Origin of the sequence: Flavobacterium chilense, from assembly GCF_001602525.1 — a bacterium.
Taxonomy (GTDB): domain Bacteria; phylum Bacteroidota; class Bacteroidia; order Flavobacteriales; family Flavobacteriaceae; genus Flavobacterium; species Flavobacterium chilense.
Genome location: NZ_LSYT01000001.1, coordinates 875721 through 896574, shown reverse-complemented (window position 1 = coordinate 896574; position 20854 = coordinate 875721). Strand labels below are relative to the sequence as shown.

Here is a 20854-nt window from a genome sequence, read left to right as displayed (position 1 = left end):
ATCAGATTAAAAAGTTAGGTTACATCCTAAAGATATTGATCTTGGGATTGGTTGTGCATAGATATTTCCGTACGTTTCAGGGTCAAAGTAACCTTTATAATTAGAGCTGATTACAAATAAGTTTCTTCCTTCGATACTAAATCTAACATTATCCATAAACAATGTTTTTGTCGCTGTTTTAGGCAATGAATATCCTAAACGAACGCTGCTTAAACGCATATAGCTCATTTCATGAACCCAGGTATCTAAATAGTTGTAAACATTAAGTGGTGCTCCTGCTGGAGAAAACCATTGGTAAGCCATCCATGAATCTCCTGTTCCTGAAGTTGCACTAGTAATTCCAGGTATGTTCGAACCTGTGTTAGTAGGCGACCATGCATTAAGTATATCTGTAGTGTAATTTTGACCACGATCTACTTGTGTACCATTAAAATTTGGTCTTTCAACAACAGTTTGTTTAAGATTGAAAGTGGTAGCAATAGTAAGATCAAAATTATGAACTTTAAATGTGTTGATAATACCACCAGTAAATTTAGGATCTGCATCTCCAACATAAGTAAACAAATCTCTTGTTTGTTCATCTGTAAGTTTTGATTGCGAGAAAACTCCAGGGAAAAAATCTGCATAAGGATCAAAAAGACCAAAAAGAGTTTGCGTGTTTACAGTTTCTCCTTTTTTATTTACAAATAAAGGGAAACCACTTTCGTCAATTCCGTTAGTTTTTAATGCAAATACAGCATTAACAGGTAATCCTTGTCTTGAAGGTAAATAGCTGTTAGATCTTATCTGGATACGATCAACAGTACTCTTATTATGAGCAAAATTAATAGTCGTGTTCCATTTAAAGTTCGGACGGTCAATGTTTCTTGTAGACAAAGAAATTTCATACCCTTTATTCGTTACCTGAGCCCAGTTAGCGTTTGTAAACTCAAAACCGTTTTCAACAGGAAGTGATTGTAAACCAATTAAATCAGTACTTTTTCTTCCGTAAACATCAGCTACAATGTTGATACGATTGTTGAATAAACCAAGATCCATCCCAAAGTTGGTATTCTCCGTTTTTTCCCATCTTAATTTATCATTTGGAGGAGAAATTACAGTAATAACAGGTTCTGATTGTCCAGGTAAAATAATAGTTGTCTGATTTGTTCCAACAACATACGGAGAAGTATTTTTATCGATATTTCCTTGTAAACCGTAAGATGCACGTAATCTTAAATTAGAAACTATTTCGCTATCTTTTAAGAAATTTTCTTCAGATACTGCCCATGAACCAGAAACTGCCCATAATGGTAAGTATTTGTATTTAGGATCTACACCAAATAAATCTGAACCGTCGTAACGAACACTTCCAAAGAAAGTATATTTTCTGTCATAAGTATAAGATGCTGTTGCGAACATTGATGCAAATGCATTTTCGTTTTCACTCTTTAAATACGTTCTATAGTTTAGATTAGATGCATAAGCCTGAGTTGGAAAAACAATTTGAGTTGTACTCAATGTTTTCGGGTCGAAACCAAAACCTTTTGTATTAATAGCTGTGTTTTTGTTTTTTCTTAATTCATTACCCACCATAAATTCTAACTCATGTTTTCCTCCAAGAGTAGTACTATAGTTTAACATCGTTTTCCAGTTATATTGAAAAAAGTCAGTGTTTGAATTTTGAATAATTCCCCCAACAGGAAGGAAATAGCTATAAGCTCCATTTGCAAATACACTTGTTTTTTCTCTTTCTTTTCTTGTAAAGTAAGTGTCTTTACCAGCATATTTTTCAGAAGCATTGTTGTCAAACTGTAAACCAATTTGTGTACTTGCTTTTAATCCTTTTACAATATTATAATCAACGTCAAGTAATGCTTTTATTGATCTTGTTGTCAATTCGTAATTGGTATTTTCTCTTTCTTCTAAGTAATTAAAAGGAATATATACACTTCCATTTCCATATCCGGTCATGTCTTTATCATAATTATAACTTCCATCAGCGTTTATTGGAGCTAAATATGGATTTGCATTTCTGGAATAATTAGCAGGATTGGTAAAAGTGTCTGTATCTGAAATATAAGATGATTTTTTGCTTTGTGTACCAAAAATTCCAACACCAACATGTAATTTATCAGTTACATCAAAGTTGTTTTTTAAGGTAAGGTTGTATCTGTCAAAACTAGTTCCGATAGTAGCACCTTCTTCGTTGTAAGCTCCTAAAGAGAAATAGTAATCAGATCTTTCTCCACCACCAGATAAACTTAATGTATATTGTTTGTTGATGGCACTTCTATACAATAAATCGCCCCAATTGGTATTGATGTTTCTTAAAGCGTTGATTGAGTTTTGTGTTGTTGGACTTAGAGACGAAAAACCTCCCGATCTGTAGGCTCCTAATTCATTAGCCTGTTTAAGAATGCGGGAAATTTCTCCGTTACCGTCTCTGTAAGTCAAATCTTCTCTTGAAGCCAGCGAAAGTTCAAAATCTACTTTTTGAGAAGAATTTAAAAGGTTTAATTTAGAAAAATCAGGTTTTTGAGTCACGAAAGTATTGACATTCAAATCTACTTTCATACTTCCTTTTTTTCCTTTTTTAGTCGTTACCACGATAACACCGTTTGCAGCTCTTGCCCCGTAAATGGCAGTTGCAGCAGCATCTTTTAATATGGTAATATCTTTAATATCTTCAGGATTTAAACCTGCGATAGAAAAATTGCTTAAAACATCGATATTGTCTTTGTCATAATTTTGAGGAACATCATTTCCTTCAAGTGGTAAACCATCTAAAACCCATAACGGATCCTGTGCACCATTAAGAGATGCAGTACCACGGATTCTGATTTTAGAGATCGTTCCCGGAGCTCCCGTTTGTTGTGTTACAGCAACACCTGCAACCTGACCAATTAACATTTGATCTAAACTCGCCACACCCGCTTGTTTGATATCTGCCATTTCAACTTTTGCAACAGCTGATGTCAGTTTTCTTTTTTCGATCTTTTGGTAACCTGTTACCACGATTTCTTTTAATTCGGCTACATCAGATTTTAAAGAAATAGTATAGTTATTTTGTGAAGTAATATCAATTGTATAAGGTTGGTAACCAATATAAGTTACTCTTAAACTTTTCATATTATTGTTGATTTTAAATTCAAATGTACCGTCAAAATCAGTTACGGTTCCAAGACTCGCACTTTGTATAACACCTTTTTGTTGTGTATTGTTTGATACGGAAGTGTTTTCGACAAAAACAGTAACTCCCGGTATCGGTAGTCCATCTGCGGCATCAAGTACTTTTCCCTTAATAGTCCTTTCCTGCGCATACCCCGACAGGGCAAGAAGGAAACTCAGCATGTAAAATAGATTCTTCATTAGGTTATTTTTGGATTGTGTTAAATTATAGTGTGTTGTTTAATGCTCTTTCTATACGTTGAATCAGGTCAAAATAATGGTTTTTGGTTTCCTGATTTCCAATGTTTCTTTTCGTTTTCAGTAATTGAAGAATCTGATTTAATTCTCCTTTTTTATCAGAGGTAACTTCAGAAACCCTTTTTAGTGAAGACTGATTAATGTTACGTGCCATTTTAGCTTCATCTAAATAATCACATAAATGAGGCATGCTTAAAGTCTCTTCTAACTGAATAATTTTCTTGGTATCTGTTTTTTCAAAAAGTTTATTGGTTGAAACAATCAATACATCCACATAGTTTTTCTGAGTCATACGCTCCATGATCGTAAGTGATTTATTCTGGATTGTAGGAGCAAAAATGCTTTGGTGAAGTGTTTTGAATAATTGAGTTACCGTGTATACATTTTCTTTAGCTTCATTACGCTGAAACAACTCATTTTCTGTAATTCTCAATAAACGATCATCACTTAATAAATTGTACATAATTCCGTATTGTAACTCTCTTGCCAATGTATATGGCGTGTACTCATAAGGTCCAAGCGGAGAATCTTTTAACGGATTTGTTTTGTCTAAAATCGGGTTAAAGAACAACCATTCCGGAAGTTTAATACTATTGTTTAATAAGTACGAAACCGCTCTTTTCTGGATCGCTGCCGGAACTGCAACATAACTTGGTTTGTTGTCTCCATGAACTGTTGTGTTCAGGTAAATTCCTCCAACATTAGATAATACGTGATAGTTGTAAAGATTCCATTGTCCGATGGCACCAATATAAAGTTTACCGGTTTCATAGTAAGACGCATCTTTGTCATACGTCCATTCCAGGATTTTACCCACAACTCTTTTAAGATTTTTAAGTCCGTATTCGCTAGCTTTCATAGCATCATCACCTAAATCTTCTGATTGTGAACGCGGATCAATAGTGCTGTCACCATCTTGTTGTTCTCCATAGAAATAAACTGGATCATTTTGGTGTTTCGAAATCAATGCGTTCAAAGCATTGTGTTCTTCTGTTTGGTCAGCATACCATCTGTAACCCCATTCGATAGCATATTTATCGTATTCACCAATTTTTGGAGTAATTGCTTCTACATGATCTTCAGGCTGTGCAATATAATTGTAACGTGCATAATCCATGATCGATGGTGCAGTTCCGCCCATTTTTGCCGTAAAAGCCGGAGATCTCAAAGATTCTACAGGATAAGCAAATGAAGCTCCCATATTATGTTTTAAACCAAATGTATGACCTACTTCATGAGACGATACAAAGCGAATAGCTTCTCCCATGTGTTCATCACTAAATTTGTTTCCTCTTGCTTTTGGGTCGATTGCCCCGGTCTGAATACGCATCCAGCTTTGTAATGATGTCATTACATTATGCCACCAGATAATATCAGACTCGATAATTTCACCACTTCTTGGGTCTACAACTGCAGGTCCCATAGCATTAGATTTTTGAGAAGCTACATATGTAATTACAGAATAACGTACATCATCAATATCAAAATCAGTATCTTCTTCAGTTGGTTCCTTAGCAATTACAGCATTTTTAAAACCTGCTCTTTCAAAAGCTGCCTGCCAGTCACGAACACCAGCAATGATATAAGAACGCCATTGTTTTGGTGTTGATGGATCGATATAGTATACAATAGGTTTCTTAGGTTCTACTAATTCGCCTTTGCGGTATTTTTCGATATCCTCTTTTTTAGGTTCTAATCTCCAGCGTGTGATGAGTTCTTTCTCCAGCATCGCATGCTGACTGTCGCTAAAATACCAGTGTTTTTCAGAGAAATATCCAATACGCTTTTCTGCAAAACGAGGCTGCATGGGTACTTTATCCAATAATATAATATTAGAAGTTACACCAAGCGTAACCGAAAGGGCAGGACCACCTTCGCTTACAGAAGTCGTAAGCTGGGATTTAACCACAATATTTTTAGGGAAAGTTTTCACACCTTCTATATACGAAAGGTCAGATTTTACAGATCCTCCAAAACCAATGTTGCTTAAAACATCATTGAAACTTTTTTGCTTTCCGTCAAAAACCTTATTTGCTTTAATAACTACCGATGTCGAATCGTTGTTTTTGGTTTCAATATCAAAAACTTCTATAATAGATTCAGAGAAGTTACTGTTTACCGAAGCCGTGATAGCGTCTCCAACCGGAGATGAAACTTTAGGTACAGATGATTTTACCCAAACTTTCTTAGCTACTAAGTCTTTATGAAAAGTGATGATCTTATTTTCATAATTCATACCTTTATTTAATCCTGCATCATTAACCGGTAAAGGAACATTTGAGATTTTGTTTACTATTAAAAATTCTCTTTGAAAAAGCGAATCGTTGATCTCTAAATATAAATCTGTTTTTACCTGAATCGTATTGAACAATCCTTTCTTGAAAGTTCCTTTTTTTATAAGATCATCATATTTTTGTCCTTTCGAATTTTTTAATGAATCTTTAACTTGTTCTGTCTTGTCTTCTTTACTCTTTTTATTCTTTTTTTGAGCAATCATAGTACCTGTATTCAATACTAACAACGCTAATGCGATATTTTTTAGATTCCTCAACAATGCCTTTTCTCTCATAGAAAGTTAAGTTTAGGTTAATTTTTGGCTAAAAATATTGCACGGATAACGTTTAAAAAAACAAAAAGGAGTGAGTGGCTTTTTTTCGGGAGTGAATGTTTTTTTTTATCCAATTAAAGGTAAAATGCAAGTAAAATCGCCATCTTTTTTGAAAGCTTTAAAATCATTTTTACCATAATAATTATAGATACTTTCTAAGTATTTGTGACCAAACTTAGATTCTTTCTCGATGTTTTGCTTTTCGTTTAAATTATTGGTAATAATTACAGCGTTTTCTTTAATATCAATAGTGATATTTAAAGGATTTTCTTCAGAAGCGATATTGTGTTTAATCGCATTTTCAACCGCGATCTGAAAAGCAAGATAAGGCACTTTTTTAGCCAGTATATTTTCGTTTTCAATATGAATAGTAAAAACAAACTCTTCGGTAAAACGGGTTTGCTGCAAAAAGATATACTTTTCTATAAAAAGTAATTCTTCCTGAACTGTTACTATATTATTAACAGGAGGATTGATCAGATAGCGATAGATTTTAGAAAGGTTCAGAGTAAATTTTCGCGCCACACTGGTATTGCCTTCAATTAACATATAAAGCGAATTCAGGGAATTAAATAAAAAGTGCGGATTAATTTGCTCCTTTAACTGATGTAGCTGAATTAAGGCTTTCTCTTTATTGATCTTTTCATTTTCTAAAAGCAAATTGTTTTTTTCTTCCGAAAGCAATTGTTTTTCCCTAAATGTTTTGCGGGTAAAAAGAGTAAACAAATAAAAGAATACAATTAAGATTGCTGTAGTAATGATATAAATTAAAGAGGCGTATTTTTTAACCGCATTCACATCCTCGTTTGTAATTTCTTTAGCAAAGTTGACAGAAATATACCAGTTTGTACCTTTTACATTGAGTCGTTTGGTGTAACGCACAATATCCAGTTTCAGATATTCTGATAAAGCAATCCTTCTGCTAAAACTATCTTTTTTCTTAAAAGTAGTATCCTGCACCGGAAAATTTGTAATCTTAAAAATATTCTTTTTGAGTAGTTTTACTTCGGGATGATAAATAATCGTTCCTTTTTTATCAAATACAAAAGCATAATTGGGAGCTTTTTGATCAATTGTAGAGAAATACAATTGCAGCGATTGCAGGTCAATATCGTAACCGTATCGAACTATGGTACCATTTTTAGCAATATACCTGTAATAAATGCGCCAGAAAAAGTTTTGCTGATCTTCGACAATACTATTAAACTCATGCAGTTTTCCATATTTTGCGACAAAGTCAGTAATCGAATTTTCGAGATCAGGATTGTTTTTAGCACTCGTAAATTCTATTTTTTGATCGTTGATCTGGAACCAGTTGTTCTTAACCAGACTATCATTGGCATGAATGGTACTTAATACTTTTAAGTTATCAGCTAAGTTGGCAGCATTGCTAATATCGACCACGCGTTTTAGTTCGTTTTGAGTATCTAAAAAACGGGTTAATTCCTGAGCAATAACTTCCTGTTTCTTTACAAAACTGCGTTGCGCAGTTTCAGTATTCGATTTTTCGGTGATTTGAGTCATTAAACCACTCAATATATAAATAGAAAGCAGCGTAAGAACAGTGAAAATGATTCCTAAAATAAAGAAGTTCCTGCCGGAAAAGGTATTTTGCAATGTAAATTTCAAAAGTAACTATTAAAAAAATAAGAGAATATTTAAGCTCTTATTGCAATGTGGTATTAATTTTTTCGTGTGCAAATATAAAACTTTTTGACTGATACACTTTTAGTTATGAAATCTTAACACATATTTCGGGTAGTCGTTTAGTAAAAATCTTGTTAAGAGAGAAAAGGGGATGAAATTGTTTCAGGTTTCAGGTTTGGCTTGAGTAGATTTAACCGCAAAGAGCGCAAAGTTTTTTTATTTTTCTGTAAGTTTAGAAAGCACAAAGTTCGCAAAGCTTTGTATTTAAACTTTGCGAACTTTGCGTAAAACTTTGCACTTAAATTACAAAGTTATCCTATTCTCATTTCAAACCTGAAACCTGAAACAAAAACTAAGAAATCTGAAGATGTTCCAGTTTTTTACCTACCAGAGTTTTTTCTCCAACAATTTTAAAACCTAATTTCAGATACAGTTTTTTGGCTCCCGGATTTTCTTCTTCAACCAATAAACCCAAAGTCTGTTTATTTTTGGTTACAAATTCTTCAATTAAAAACTGTAATATTTTAGAACCAATTCCTTTTCCCTGACATTTAGGATTTACGCCTAGAGAATCAATGTAAAATTCACCACTTTGAGTTTCATCTTCAGGATCAAAACCAGGATTAAAATGACTTCTCACATATTCAACAATTGGTTTTCTGAGTTCATGTAATTTTCCTCCGTCATAAACCGCAACAGCACCTATAATTTCGTTTTCATCTACAGCCACAAAACAATTTTTATAAGAGTATTGATTGTCTTCTGATGCTACAAAACGGAGCATAAAAGCATAAGCCTTATCATAGTCTTTTTTACCAATAAATTTATAGATTATTTCCTCCATGGCCAGCAATAAATGTGTTGCTACAGATTCTGAATCTTCAAAAGTTGCTTTTCTAATCATCATGTTTTTTCTTTTAGATGCTACAAAATTACGGTAACTTTTAAATATTAGCTTTTTTTAGCCATTTAATGCTAAAACAGATCGTATTTTTTGAATTTTTGACAAAATGAAATGGGATGAAAAATTTTTTTAATTTAATTTAAATTGTTTAAAATCAGGTGTTTATGTATATTTTTTGAAACGCTAAAATCCAAAATTACATCAAACACAAATCCATTTTAAAGTTGATGTTTAAGACCAGATTATCTTTTGCTGAAATCATTTTTTGTAATAAAAAAGCTAATTTTTAAAGCTTTGTTGTTGATAACTGTTGCTTGTAATAGTAAACCTTAAACCGTTTTTTTGTGTTGATAAGTCTATTTAGAAAAGTTATAAATAGCTGATGTGTCGGGTATTAGCCAATATTATGTTACTGTTAATAAAAAGTGCTTTTTTGCCCCTTTTCAGGAGGTTGAAAACTGTTGATAATTGAACGGATTTTTAACATCAAAAGTAGGCCAAAAGAAGAACTGTGGGTTAATTTTGTAATGATAAAAATGATGTTTAAATCCCCAATAAAACAATTCATTTTTATTCCAGGTAAGTCACCATTTAAATACTATATATATGTCTATATTCGATAAAAGAATCAATTATAAACCTTTTGAGTATCCGGAGGTATTGCAGTTTACAGAAGCCATTAACAAAGCCTACTGGGTTCACACCGAAGTTGACTTTACGGCTGATACACAGGACTTTCATTCGCATCTGAATGATGCTGAAAAAACGGCTATAAAAAACAGTTTACTGGCGATTGCACAAATTGAGGTAGCTGTAAAAAGTTTTTGGGGAAATATATATGAACATTTTCCAAAGCCGGAATTCAATGGTTTGGGAACTACTTTTGCCGAATGTGAATTCAGACATTCAGAAGCCTATTCGCGTCTTTTGGAGGTTTTAGGATACAATGATGAATTCGAAAAACTGATGGAGATTCCGGTAATCCGCAAGAGAATCGATTATCTGTCAGATGTACTTAAAGATACCAAGTCTCAGGACAATAAAAAATACGTCGTATCACTGATCTTGTTTAGTATTCTGATCGAAAATGTTTCTTTATTTAGTCAGTTTGCCATTCTGTTATCGTTTACAAGATTTAAAGGATATATGAAAAACGTAAGCAATATTATTGCGTGGACTTCTATAGACGAGCAAATTCATGCCAATGGTGGTATTTTTATCATTAATAAAATACGCGAAGAATTTCCGGATTTCTTTGATGAGGAAACTTTAAACCTTGTTCGTGAAAGCGTTAAAAACTCAATAGCCGTAGAAGCTGATATATTAGACTGGATATTTGAAGAAGGTGAAATCGAAAGTATCAAAAAAGAAGATTTGGTGAACTTCATGAAATTTAGAATCGACGAAAGTCTGACTCAAATTAATATTCCAACCATATTTAATGTTCCATCTGAAGATTACAAAGCGATGGCATGGTTTGAAGAAGAAGTTTTTGCCAACAGTCTTGATGATTTTTTTGCCAAAAGACCTGTAGAATATACCAAGCACGACAAAAGTATAACCGCAAACGACCTCTTCTAAAATAGCAAATTACAATTATGAATACAATAGATACAACTTCAGGAAACAGCCTTCCGTTAAGTGAAGCAGATAATAAAATGTGGTGGAAAAACTCTGAAAGTGAACAAATTTTAAATCGTGGTTACCTTTTAAAAGGCGAAACTGTAGAAGGTGCAATTGACAGAATTTGTACAGCTGCAGCAAGAAGACTTTATAAACCGGAGTTAAAAGATTCTTTTGTAGAAATGATCGAACGTGGCTGGATGAGTATCAGTTCGCCGGTTTGGGCGAATATGGGAACAGAACGCGGATTGCCAATCTCATGTTTTAATGTACATGTTCCTGATGAAATCGAGGGAATTACACATAAATTAGGCGAAGTTATCATGCAAACTAAAATTGGTGGCGGAACATCTGGTTATTTTGGGGAATTGCGCGAAAGAGGAAGTGCCGTAACCGATAACGGAAAGAGTAGTGGAGCTGTTAGTTTCATGAAACTTTTTGATACAACTATGGATACGATTTCTCAAGGTGGCGTTCGCCGTGGTGCTTTTGCAGCCTATTTAGATGTTGATCATCCGGATATCGAGGAGTTCCTGAAGATTAAAAGCATCGGAAATCCAATTCAGAACTTGTTTACCGGAATTTGTGTGCCTGATTACTGGATGCAGGAAATGATTGATGGTGATGCAGATAAAAGACAGGTTTGGGCTAAAGTGCTGGAAAGTCGTCAGCAAAAAGGATTACCTTATATCTTTTTTAGTGACAACGTAAACAAGAATAAGCCACAAGTTTATAAAGATAAAAACCTGCGTATTAATGCCAGTAACCTTTGTAGCGAAATCATGTTGCCATCAAGCTTTGATGAATCGTTTATTTGCTGTCTTTCATCAATGAATCTGGAGCTTTACGAAGAATGGAAAGATACCGAAGCTGTTAAGTTAGCGATCTTTTTCCTTGATGCCGTTTTACAGGAATTCATCGAAAAAACCGAGGGAAATTATTATTTGGCAGCAGCGAATCGTTTTGCCAAAAGACACCGCGCCCTTGGACTTGGTGTTTTGGGCTGGCATTCGTATTTGCAAAAAAATATGATCCCGTTTGAAGGAATGGAAGCCAAAATGAAAACCACAGAAATATTCAAACATATTAGTGATAAAGCCGATAAAGCGACTCAGGATCTGGCCAGAATTTATGGTGAACCGGAATTGCTTAAAGGTTACGGAAGACGTAATACAACTACAATGGCTATTGCGCCAACGACTTCATCATCGGCAATTTTAGGACAAACATCGCCAGGAATTGAGCCTTTTAGCAGCAATTACTATAAAGCAGGATTGAGCAAAGGTAATTTTATGCGTAAAAACAAATACCTTAAAATTTTACTGGAAGAAAAAGGTCTTGACAATGAAGAGGTGTGGAGAGAGATTATGCTTAATGGCGGAAGTGTTCAGCACATGACGCAATTGACACAAAACGAAAAAGATGTCTTTAAAACCTTTAAAGAAATCAGTCAGTTAGAAATTGTACAACAAGCAGCAATTCGTCAGAAGTTTGTAGATCAGGGACAAAGTTTAAATCTTAATATTCCGGCAGAATTGCCAATTAAGGATGTAAACCGCTTAATGATCGAAGCATGGCAATTGGGAGTTAAAAGTTTGTATTACCAAAGAAGCCAAAGTGTCTCTAAAGAATTGGTTACAAGTTTGGTAACTTGCAGTAGTTGCGAATCATAAAAATTTAAGCCGGATTTATTGTCCGGCTTTTTTATTGTAATAATTTTTGTCCACGGATTATACAGGGAGAACGGGTTTTCGCTGATTTTATGTTTTAATCTGGGGAATCTTTATCAAAGTTGCTATCCACATTTTTGTCATCCCGAGGAACGAGGGATCTTCGCAAGCAGCTCGACAATTTAAGAAAAATACTTTGCGTTAGTTTCTTGCGAAGATCCCTCGTTCCTCGGGATGACAATGATAGTGGTTACTTTGTCGAATTATGGATGCTATCAATTAATTCTTCAAATAAAAAAATAACAAAAGACTGCCTTTCTGAGACAGTCTTTTTGGATAATAAAAAAACAAAATATTAGTGGCTTTTACTATTTTCAAAACCAAGTAAAGTAATCATATAAGGCGTATTTGATACTTTTATTTTCCTTGCAATGTTCATAGTGGATAAGTTTAGCTGCAATAATTCTCCTGTAGATGGAGAGGTAATGTAGGCAAACTTTTCTGTTAACTGCATTTGCGGCTTCAAAGTAGCATCACTTGCAGTTTCCGGAATTATTTTTCCTTCTTTTTCAACCTGTAAAGTTGTTAAGTTGAATAATTTAAATTCACCTGAAAACAGTAAAACGCCTAATTTGCTGGTATTGTAACTTACTTTGCATTGCATAATTGTAGTGCTTTGCAAAATAGGTTTGATGGTTGCATTAACAATATCGATTAAATAGGCTCCTTTTGCGGCTGTGAAACCTATAAATTTTCCTTTGGCCTTAGTTTCTAAAATTGTTCCAAACCAGGCAGTTCCAAAATCTTCAGGATAAGTAATAAGTTTTTGTTTCCCAGAGCTTTCTACCACAAGTACACCACTTGCTGAACCAAAAACAGCATAAGTTCCATCAGAAGCATTTCCGTGAATTCCTTTTGTGGCAACAGTAGATTCGAACAGCGTTTTACCGGTATTATCAATAATTTTTACTTTTTCAGGCAATGTTCCTGCAACCGAATTGTCTTTTTGGGTAATCGCATAAGTTCCGTTCAAAAAAGTAGCCATAGCGCCGTGATGTGCCAATAAACCTGCATTGACTACCCTGAATTTAGATCCGGCGGAATTGATTTCAGATTCTTTGGCTACAGATAAAGTACCGTCTCCGTCATTAAAAGTTAATAATTCTCCGATTTTGCTTTTAAAATGAGTAGGCATAAGTGATTGCCCGATTAAAGCACCAAATTTTGGAACTCCGTCTACATCGACATGATCACCGTGACTTTCGAATCCGCTGTCAAAAGTCTCAACCGTATTGTCTGCTCTGTGAATAATTCCGGCATATCGGCCCGATTCTGTTGTGTAAAGTGACGATTTAGCAAATTTAGCATTAAAGGAAGATGTTGTGGCATCAAACGGATTTACGAGTGTAATTGCCGTTGTTTTTTCATCAGAAAGTAATACCCGTAAATATTTATATTCTGTAGATGCTTCATCAGGAGTTGGAGTAGTGTTCTCATCGTCATTGCTGCAAGAGAGCGCAAAAGTGGATAAAACAAATAGGAAAACGACTTTGAAATAATTGTTTTTCATGATAAACGTGTTTAAATTAATTTAGGTTTTAATAGAATTTACAGATTATAATTTGATAGTAACAGGCATAGATTTGTAGACACTCAGATTGTAAGTCGTGTTTTTATAAAGTATAACCCAGTTGTATTGTCCGGATTGCCACGATTTGTCTGCCGTTGTTGGGTTCGCCTCGGCATCTTTGTCAGCACCAACCACAATACTTTCGCCGCCCCAAACATCATTGATCTTTTGCAGCGTAGCAATTTTTGAAGCTGCCGGAAGACCTTTATGTTCTGCCTTTGTGATGATGATGACTTTTTTTAAATCAAGATTATCGATGCTTTCAGGATAATAGTTAAGGCTCTTTTTTATTAAAACAGAATATAAAATTCCATCACCCATAATCTGACTTACTTGTGCATGAGCAGTAATTTTATCGTTCTTTTTAAAGATCAATTCCGGTTCTACCCAGGTATTCATGTAATAAATCAGATCATCGTTTCGCGAAAGCATATCACGGCCAATTAGCGGATCTGCAGGCATATTTGCAGGATCTGTAATAGTAAGTTCTTCTTTGATTTCGAGTTGGGATCCGTTTTCATCCAGTACAATAAACGAGAAATCATATTTGCCTTCGGGAGCATCGGCAGGAATATTAAAATGCTTGTGTACGTTGGTGTTTTTGGCTCCTTTGTATTCTGCAAAAGATAATTCGAACTTCCAGTCTTTGGTGTATTTTTCTCCTTTTTTTGGAAGTATTTTGAGTTGTACATCGGCTATTTTATTCCCGGCAATCACATCGGCATTAAAATGGAAATCACGGCCAATTAAGGCTCGTTTATTATTGGCAGTTCCAATTTCAACATTTGTAGCTGTTGGTTTTGGAACTTCGTTAGTATCGTCGTTATCACAAGCTGTAAATGCAGTGCTGACAACCAGGAACAGAAAAAATAATTTTGCTTTTTTCATAAGGAAATGAGGTTTGTTAATTGGATTCATATGAATTGTTTTGATGGATTAAAAAAGGAATTTTTACAGACAGAATAATGTTCCTGCCTGCTTCGGGAAGTTCGATCAGCCTGTAAAAGCTGGTATGATTGAGGTATTTTGTGTTAAACAAGTTTTGAATTTGCAGACTGATTATAAAATCCTGTTTTCCTGCTTTTGCTTTAGTTCCCAAAGCAAGGCTGAAAACATTACTGCTGGCGGTTTTCTTTTCCGGAGGAACAATTTGATTTTGCTGTGCGGTGTATCGATAATCCAAAGAAAAATAAGTGTCTTTTAAATTTTTGATTTCCGGATTATAACTCAGTCCAAACAAAACCGAAGCAGGCGGAGAAAAGGGCAGTGTATATCCTTTTTTGCTTCCTGATAATTGTTCAGAATACAGATATTCAGCCAGAATTTCACCACTTAAATTCCTGAGAAACTGATAGCGCATTTGCAATTCGCCTCCATAACGCATGACTTTGCTTTGCTCATATTCGAAAACCTGATTGCCTGCGCCGTAATAAATATCATGTTGCGAAGTAGGATTGAGGTAAATATAATTGGGGAAATAATTAAAAAACGGACTCAACTGTACAGACCAGTTGTTTTCCTGCCATTCTGCACCAAGATCTAATTGATAAGAACGTTCTGCCGACAGATTAGGATTTCCTTTTTCGAATCTGAAATAATGATAATTCACTCCGTTTGAAGCCAGTTCCTTGGCAATAGGCATTCTAAAACTCGTTCCTAAATTGGCTTTAAGAGCCCATTGCCCCGGAGTATAATTTATACCCGCAGACCAGTTGAAACTGCTGAATGTTCTGGTAAGTTCTTCAGATCGTTTTAAGTATTGCAGACTAGTCTGACCATTTTCGGTGACTTCGCTCTGAAACCAATCGATATAGGGTTTCATTTCGATTTTGCCATAATCCAGACGAATTGCACCATGAAACAGCCATGAATCATTAAGCTGAAACTTGTCATAAACAAACAATCCGGCATTCGATTGCTTAAAAGCAGGGATTAGAAAACTCCAGCCGTTAATTGCATTTTGTTGTTGCTCGCCATTGATCCCTAAAGTAAATTGATGCTGACCTGCCGAAAACTCATCTTTGACAGCTACAGAAAAAACGTTTTTATCATATTGTCTCTCTAAATCTTTTGGTGCATACATATCCTCAGGATAAAGTGGAGGCATATAGCCATGATTGACGTAATGGCTCCATTCCCGACGGAAATTTTGCTGAAAACCCAATTGCGTTTCCAGCTTATGAATTCCTGCTGAAAAAGAAGTGGTATTACTGATTTTAGTATGTGTCACTTCCTGAAAAGGCAGCTGTATATCCCGACTCGATTTGTCATGAAGTGCGGTATCAACGTTTCGGGGTTCAAGGCCGTGAGCATTGGCAAAAAAGCCACTTTTGGTGTAAATGTTACTGACATAAAAAACAGATTTAAATTGAGCAGTAACATAGCCAATACCTCCGTGCAAATCGAGTTCCCGTCCAGCTGTATTACGTAAGTGATTTTTGTAAAGCGGAACTGCATAGTTGTAAACTTGTACAATATCTGTAGGAACACGGTAATCGCCGTAATCCATAGCAGTTATTCGCGTATCAAAGAACCATTTTTCGTTTCGTCCAAATAAATTGAAAGATCCTCCAAATTGCTCGTTATTGCTTTTTCCGGTAAAATCAATACTTCCGCCTAAAACATTTTTAGCAGGATAAGGGACAGGTTTTATGTTTACTGCACCACCAATAGCATCAGACCCATACATAAAAGAAGCCGGACCTTTGATGATTTCAACCCGATTTACAGCATATTGATCGATTTCTAAACCATGATCTGCGCCCCATTGTTGTCCCTCGTGTTTAATTCCGTTTTCTACAACAATAACCTGATTAAAACTCAGTCCGCGAATTAACGGTTTTGAACCTCCGGATCCAATAGAAATGGTTTTAACACCCGGAAGTCTTTGCAAAGACTGCATAAGGCTTCCGCCGAGATTTCGCTGGATAAAACTACTGTTAACCGTTTCGATATTAAGTGATTCTTCTTTTTTTCGACGCGATTCATAATAATCTGTAATCACAACTTCCTGTAATTCTTTTACTTCCGGATGCAGAAAAATGTCAGATAGTATTATTGAACTTTTATCCAAAGAAAGCTTGACTTCATAAGCAGCATAACCGGCATAATGTATTGTTAACCTCGTAGGATTTTCAGGCAATTGAGCAAAGAAAAAATGACCTTTTTTATCGGTAATGGTGCTAATTGAAGACGGAAAAAGGGTAACAATAGCGCCCTCCAGCGGTTTATGTCCGTTGGAAAAAACGCTACCGGATATACGAACAGATTGCGCCAATGCTTTTGTAACTATAGCAAAACAACAAAGCAGCAGGAAAAAAGTTCGTAATCGATCTGAATTAGTATCGTTCATTAAAAACTGTTATAAAATTTTAATACTTAAACCTTTAATACTTTGCCAGCCTTCTTTATCGGTTAAGCGAATCATGAAATGATAATCGCCCGGATCAATATCTGTCGGGATCGTAATTTCCTGAACAGCTTCGTAGCTTTTTTGTCCGTTTGGAATCGTAACCGAATTGATGTACAACATTGGATTCACGGGTTTTTTGACAGGTTCTGGAGCACAATTGTTGACTTCGGTGCTGTGTGTATGATGGTCAAAATTGTGGTGAATGTCCAGACTGTAAGATCCCAAAGCAGCATTATCTGTAAATTTTGCCCTGAAAGTAATTTTTTGCCCGCGAGAGATTTCGCTGCACTGTATTGGGAATGCATTTGAAGCCGAAATATCAATTACAGGGTATTCTGTATCAATTTCGTTGTTGTCACTGCTGCAGGATACAAGAGCAAAAAGACTTATTACAAAGACAGTAAGAGTTTTAGTTTTCTTCATTTTGGTTCGTGTTTAAAGGGTTCATATGTGTGAAATTTGAATTACTACGAAAGGAAATTTTTATAGCAGACAGTAAAAGAAAATCAATTCTATAACCATTGAACAGGCTATAAAACAGGATTTCTGCTATCTGATTTTTGAAAAGTAAAAGGAAGTTGTAAAATGAAAAAAGTAAACGCAAAACGAACTATAGCAGTGCTTAAGCGCTATTCAATTTCAGGATATTGAATTTAATAGCAATAGAAAATAAAGGATAAGACTATTAATCCCGATTTGATTTTAGACAAAGCAATTTTACTCCAACAGGAGAAACTTTGACAAAATCAGAATAGGAAATCGTTTTTCCGGACCATAAAAGATTATCAGAAAAAAGGGAATAGTAAGAATCCGGAAAAAGTAAACTCTTTTTCGGCATTATTTAAATCTAAAACCTAATAAATACAAATCAGCTTGAATTGAAATGATTTACTTTCTATGATTTTAGACAACGGGAGGTGCTCTGAGAGAAAATAAAGAACCCTTAAAAAACTCAGAAAATGAGTCAGCATAAAAAGGTACAGAATGAATTACAGTACTATTTTTATAAAACTGAAAAGTTACAAAAGAGAAAGTTCCAACAGGACTAAACTTAAAGTGGCAAATAGCACATTCTTCGTTAGAATGATCGTGTACTTTAAATTCACTTTTATCAGAATGGTAAAGTTGTTTTATGCTTTTATGCGAAGCATCATGACTTTGAATATGTTCATAAGAATGTATTGCCGGAAATAGTATTGCAAATACTACTATTAGCGGCATTAAGAGATTAATAATTTTAAATTTCTTTTTCATTCTGATGAATCAGTACTTAACAGTAAAGTTTATGCAAATATAAAACTCTTATTTACAAACGCAACATTGTTTCATTAAAAAATAAATCAAAGTTAAATTTTATTAGTTGTAAAGTATAAAGCCTTTATATTCAATGACTACGTGGCTAAATGGGGTGTGAAAAAATGCCTGAATCAGACCTTAGATTTTAACCTGCTCAAAGTTTCCTGCGAAATATTAATGTACGAAGCGACAATTTTATTGGGTAAACGTTTTACAATTGCGGGGTTTATTTTAAGCAGAAGCTGGTATCTTTCGAGTGCATCCATCGTAGTAAACGACATTAGTCTGTTTGTATTATTCACATAAGCCCTTTCTAAATAAGCGCAATAAAACGGCATCCATTCCGGTATTGTTTTGAGCAAATGATTAAAATCTTCATGGCTGATATACAAAAGTTCAGATTTTTCGATTACCTGAATGTATTCTGTTGAAGGGATTTTGGTAATAAAACTCACTAATGCGGTGGCAATTTGGTTTTCGAAAGCAATATAACGTGTTACATCCTTTCCTTCTTCGTTGATATAATAGATTCTCAGACATCCTTTTCCAACAAAATAAGTATTCTGACTTGTTTGTCCTGCCGTAAGTAACAGCTCGTTTTTGCCCTTTTTTAAAGGTTTAAAATAAGATAAAATCGTATGGAGATTTTCATCAGAAACCTCAATACGATTTTTTATATAATCACCAAGTTGCTCGTATATCATATTTTACTAGTAATCTCTCACAAATTTGCGATAGTAAATAACATCTTCTATAGATAAAACTACCAAATCGTGTTGTACCGCAAAGCTAATGATTTTGTCAAGTTTAGCCATACTTCCATCTTCGTTCATTAACTCACATAAAACGGCTTCGGGTTTTAAACCTGCTAATTTCATTAAATCTACGCTGCCTTCAGTATGTCCGTTGCGTTCCAAAACGCCGTTGTTTTTTGCACGTAACGGAAAAATATGTCCGGGTCTTGCCAGATCAGATGGTTTTGCATTTAATGCACTAGCCGTTCTAATGGTAGTAATTCTATCTGCTGCCGAAACTCCCGTTGTAACACCTTCTTTTGCTTCGATTGTTATCGTAAAAGGAGTCTGGAAACTACTGGTGTTTTCTTTTACCATATAAGGCAATTCGAGTTCATCTGCTTTTTCATTAGTCAGGCAAAGACATACAATTCCGCTGCATTCACGTATCATCATGGCCATATCCTGAACGCTGATATTTTGTGCCGAAAAAATCAGATCACCTTCGTTTTCTCTGTCTTCATCATCAATTAATAAAAAACCTTTTCCGTTTTGTAGCTGTCTGATTGTATTTTCGACACGTTCTACACTGGTTAAACCAAATTTTTCTAACGGATATGCTATTGTACTGATCATTATATTCTGATGTTTAATAATTAATGAGCAGCAAATCTAAAGTTGTTTCAGATGTAAAAGTTTGATCTAGGTCAATAAAATGGGCTTTGAATTTGACGGTTTATTTTTTGAAGCCGGACAAATCAAAACAGTTCAGATATTCTCATGTTCCTCATTTGAATCTGTTTACTACAGAACACCATACTTTTACCAAAACCCGTATAAATACGCATTGTCTTCTCTTTTTTTATTAGTATATCTTCCTCTCCGGATGCTATTTATCAACTTAAAATGCTCACTCTGATTATGTTTATTTTGTTAGTCTTTTATATCAGGAAAGAGACCTTGTAAAATAAGGTTTACTAATTTGTGCTAAAGTTTGGTAATTAAACCAGAAGCTGTGAGAGTTACTAAATAAATCCCATAAGAATTTTGTATCTTAGGCGTATGAACTAAATTTTACCCTGATCATCAACTACTTCCCTGATCAGAATTAAAATTACAAAACGATAAACAATGCCCTGGAATCCCGAAATTTATAATAAGTTTAAAAATATTCGTTATCAGCCTTTTTATGATTTGATTGATTTAATTCAGCCCGTAAACGGAATGAAAGCCATAGATTTAGGTTGTGGTACAGGAGAACAAACAGCAATTTTAGCTCATAAATTTTCGCAGGCAGATTTTCTGGGTGTTGATTCTTCGGCAGAAATGCTGGAACAATCAAAGGCTTTAGAAACTGATAATTTGCATTTTCTGAAAGCGACCACCGAAGAAATGATACAATCCGGCGAAAAATGGGATTTGATTTTTAGTAATGCCGCTTTGCAATGGTCAAATGATCATGAAACCTTATTTTCAGAATTGATCGATTTGGTAAATCCAAAAGGTCAGTTTGCGGTACAAATGCCGGTTCAGCCAGAAAACAAACTCAATAAAATTCTTCTCGAACTGGTAAACGAAGAACCTTTTCAATCTTACTTAAAAGAATACAAAAGAGATTCTCCGGTTTTAAGTATCGATGAATATGCACAAATCCTTTTTGATGGCGGACTGGAAAATATAACGATCCTGCAAAAAGTATATCCAATAATTGCAAACGACCACGATACACTTTATAGTTTTATTTCAGGTTCAGCTTTGATTCCGTATATAGAACGTCTCGAAGGCGAGCAGCAGGCACTTTTTATTAAAACCTATAAAGAAAGAATTGCGGAACATTTTCCTAAGCTTCCTGCAATATATTCTTTTAAAAGACTTTTGCTTTATGGAAGAAAAAAGTAATATTAGATTGTTTTTCAGCCATT

Annotated in this window: 14 protein-coding genes; 3 read left to right on the top strand and 11 right to left on the bottom strand. The window is 34.7% G+C overall.

What is annotated here, in order from left to right; genetic code table 11:
• Positions 1–6: 6 nt before the first annotated feature.
• From A4F88_RS03705 to A4F88_RS03690, 4 genes are all read right to left on the bottom strand, one after another.
• On the bottom strand, positions 7–3351 hold the full coding sequence (locus A4F88_RS03705) for a SusC/RagA family TonB-linked outer membrane protein (RefSeq protein ID WP_068841157.1): 3345 nt from the start codon (positions 3349–3351) through the stop codon (positions 7–9).
• A gap of 25 nt (positions 3352–3376) precedes the next feature.
• Complete coding sequence (locus A4F88_RS03700) at positions 3377–5977, bottom strand: zinc-dependent metalloprotease (RefSeq protein ID WP_068841156.1); 2601 nt, start codon at positions 5975–5977, stop codon at positions 3377–3379.
• A 105-nt stretch (positions 5978–6082) separates the two neighbouring features.
• Complete coding sequence (locus tag A4F88_RS03695) at positions 6083–7645, bottom strand: histidine kinase (protein ID WP_068841155.1); 1563 nt, start codon at positions 7643–7645, stop codon at positions 6083–6085.
• Positions 7646–8015: 370 nt separating this feature from the next.
• Complete coding sequence (locus A4F88_RS03690; RefSeq protein ID WP_068841154.1) at positions 8016–8570, bottom strand: GNAT family N-acetyltransferase; 555 nt, start codon at positions 8568–8570, stop codon at positions 8016–8018.
• A 603-nt stretch (positions 8571–9173) separates the two neighbouring features.
• On the opposite strand from A4F88_RS03690, the gene A4F88_RS03685 reads away from it, so the two are divergent.
• Together A4F88_RS03685 and A4F88_RS03680 are read left to right on the top strand one after the other, a co-directional pair.
• Positions 9174–10148 carry a ribonucleotide-diphosphate reductase subunit beta gene (locus tag A4F88_RS03685; RefSeq protein ID WP_068841153.1) on the top strand — a complete coding sequence of 325 codons (975 nt, stop codon included), beginning with the start codon at positions 9174–9176 and terminating at the stop codon, positions 10146–10148.
• Between the two features lie 17 nt (positions 10149–10165).
• A complete protein-coding gene (locus A4F88_RS03680) occupies positions 10166–11863 on the top strand; it encodes a ribonucleoside-diphosphate reductase subunit alpha (RefSeq protein ID WP_068841152.1) in 1698 nt (565 codons plus the stop codon).
• Between the two features lie 352 nt (positions 11864–12215).
• On the opposite strand, the gene A4F88_RS03675 is transcribed toward A4F88_RS03680, so the two are convergent.
• The 7 genes from A4F88_RS03675 to ribB form a co-directional block, all read right to left on the bottom strand.
• A complete protein-coding gene (locus A4F88_RS03675) occupies positions 12216–13430 on the bottom strand; it encodes a hypothetical protein (RefSeq protein ID WP_068841151.1) in 1215 nt (404 codons plus the stop codon).
• A 45-nt stretch (positions 13431–13475) separates the two neighbouring features.
• Positions 13476–14378, bottom strand: a complete 903-nt coding sequence (locus tag A4F88_RS03670) for a DUF4625 domain-containing protein (RefSeq protein WP_068841469.1) — start codon at positions 14376–14378, stop codon at positions 13476–13478.
• Between the two features lie 16 nt (positions 14379–14394).
• Entirely contained in the window at positions 14395–16842 is a 2448-nt protein-coding gene (locus tag A4F88_RS03665; protein WP_068841150.1) for a TonB-dependent receptor, read from the bottom strand.
• Positions 16843–16851: 9 nt separating this feature from the next.
• Positions 16852–17325 carry a DUF4625 domain-containing protein gene (locus tag A4F88_RS03660; protein WP_068841149.1) on the bottom strand — a complete coding sequence of 158 codons (474 nt, stop codon included), beginning with the start codon at positions 17323–17325 and terminating at the stop codon, positions 16852–16854.
• 480 nt (positions 17326–17805) lie between these two features.
• Complete coding sequence (locus A4F88_RS03655; RefSeq protein WP_245179016.1) at positions 17806–18123, bottom strand: hypothetical protein; 318 nt, start codon at positions 18121–18123, stop codon at positions 17806–17808.
• Between the two features lie 206 nt (positions 18124–18329).
• Complete coding sequence (locus A4F88_RS03650) at positions 18330–18902, bottom strand: Crp/Fnr family transcriptional regulator (protein WP_178368477.1); 573 nt, start codon at positions 18900–18902, stop codon at positions 18330–18332.
• A gap of 6 nt (positions 18903–18908) precedes the next feature.
• Complete coding sequence (gene ribB / locus A4F88_RS03645; RefSeq protein ID WP_068841147.1) at positions 18909–19568, bottom strand: 3,4-dihydroxy-2-butanone-4-phosphate synthase; 660 nt, start codon at positions 19566–19568, stop codon at positions 18909–18911.
• Positions 19569–20063: 495 nt separating this feature from the next.
• Between ribB and A4F88_RS03640 the strand changes: the two genes are divergently transcribed.
• The gene (locus A4F88_RS03640) at positions 20064–20831 is read left to right on the top strand and encodes a methyltransferase domain-containing protein (RefSeq protein WP_068841146.1); all 768 of its coding nucleotides are present in this window, start codon (positions 20064–20066) and stop codon (positions 20829–20831) included.
• The last annotated feature ends 23 nt before the right edge of the window (positions 20832–20854 follow it).

What these genes read in the sequence shown, in the direction of transcription:
- A4F88_RS03675 (WP_068841151.1), bottom strand. Translation starts at nt 13,430, where the DNA reads ATGAAAAACAATTATTTCAAAGTCGTTTTCCTATTTGTTTTATCCACT.
- A4F88_RS03665 (WP_068841150.1), bottom strand. Translation starts at nt 16,842, where the DNA reads ATGAACGATACTAATTCAGATCGATTACGAACTTTTTTCCTGCTGCTT.
- A4F88_RS03670 (WP_068841469.1), bottom strand. Translation starts at nt 14,378, where the DNA reads ATGAAAAAAGCAAAATTATTTTTTCTGTTCCTGGTTGTCAGCACTGCA.
- ribB (WP_068841147.1), bottom strand. Translation starts at nt 19,568, where the DNA reads ATGATCAGTACAATAGCATATCCGTTAGAAAAATTTGGTTTAACCAGT.
- A4F88_RS03660 (WP_068841149.1), bottom strand. Translation starts at nt 17,325, where the DNA reads ATGAAGAAAACTAAAACTCTTACTGTCTTTGTAATAAGTCTTTTTGCT.
- A4F88_RS03650 (WP_178368477.1), bottom strand. Translation starts at nt 18,902, where the DNA reads ATGATATACGAGCAACTTGGTGATTATATAAAAAATCGTATTGAGGTT.
- A4F88_RS03685 (WP_068841153.1), top strand. Translation starts at nt 9,174, where the DNA reads ATGTCTATATTCGATAAAAGAATCAATTATAAACCTTTTGAGTATCCG.
- A4F88_RS03700 (WP_068841156.1), bottom strand. Translation starts at nt 5,977, where the DNA reads ATGAGAGAAAAGGCATTGTTGAGGAATCTAAAAAATATCGCATTAGCG.
- A4F88_RS03655 (WP_245179016.1), bottom strand. Translation starts at nt 18,123, where the DNA reads ATGCCGCTAATAGTAGTATTTGCAATACTATTTCCGGCAATACATTCT.
- A4F88_RS03690 (WP_068841154.1), bottom strand. Translation starts at nt 8,570, where the DNA reads ATGATGATTAGAAAAGCAACTTTTGAAGATTCAGAATCTGTAGCAACA.
- A4F88_RS03640 (WP_068841146.1), top strand. Translation starts at nt 20,064, where the DNA reads ATGCCCTGGAATCCCGAAATTTATAATAAGTTTAAAAATATTCGTTAT.
- A4F88_RS03705 (WP_068841157.1), bottom strand. Translation starts at nt 3,351, where the DNA reads ATGAAGAATCTATTTTACATGCTGAGTTTCCTTCTTGCCCTGTCGGGG.
- A4F88_RS03680 (WP_068841152.1), top strand. Translation starts at nt 10,166, where the DNA reads ATGAATACAATAGATACAACTTCAGGAAACAGCCTTCCGTTAAGTGAA.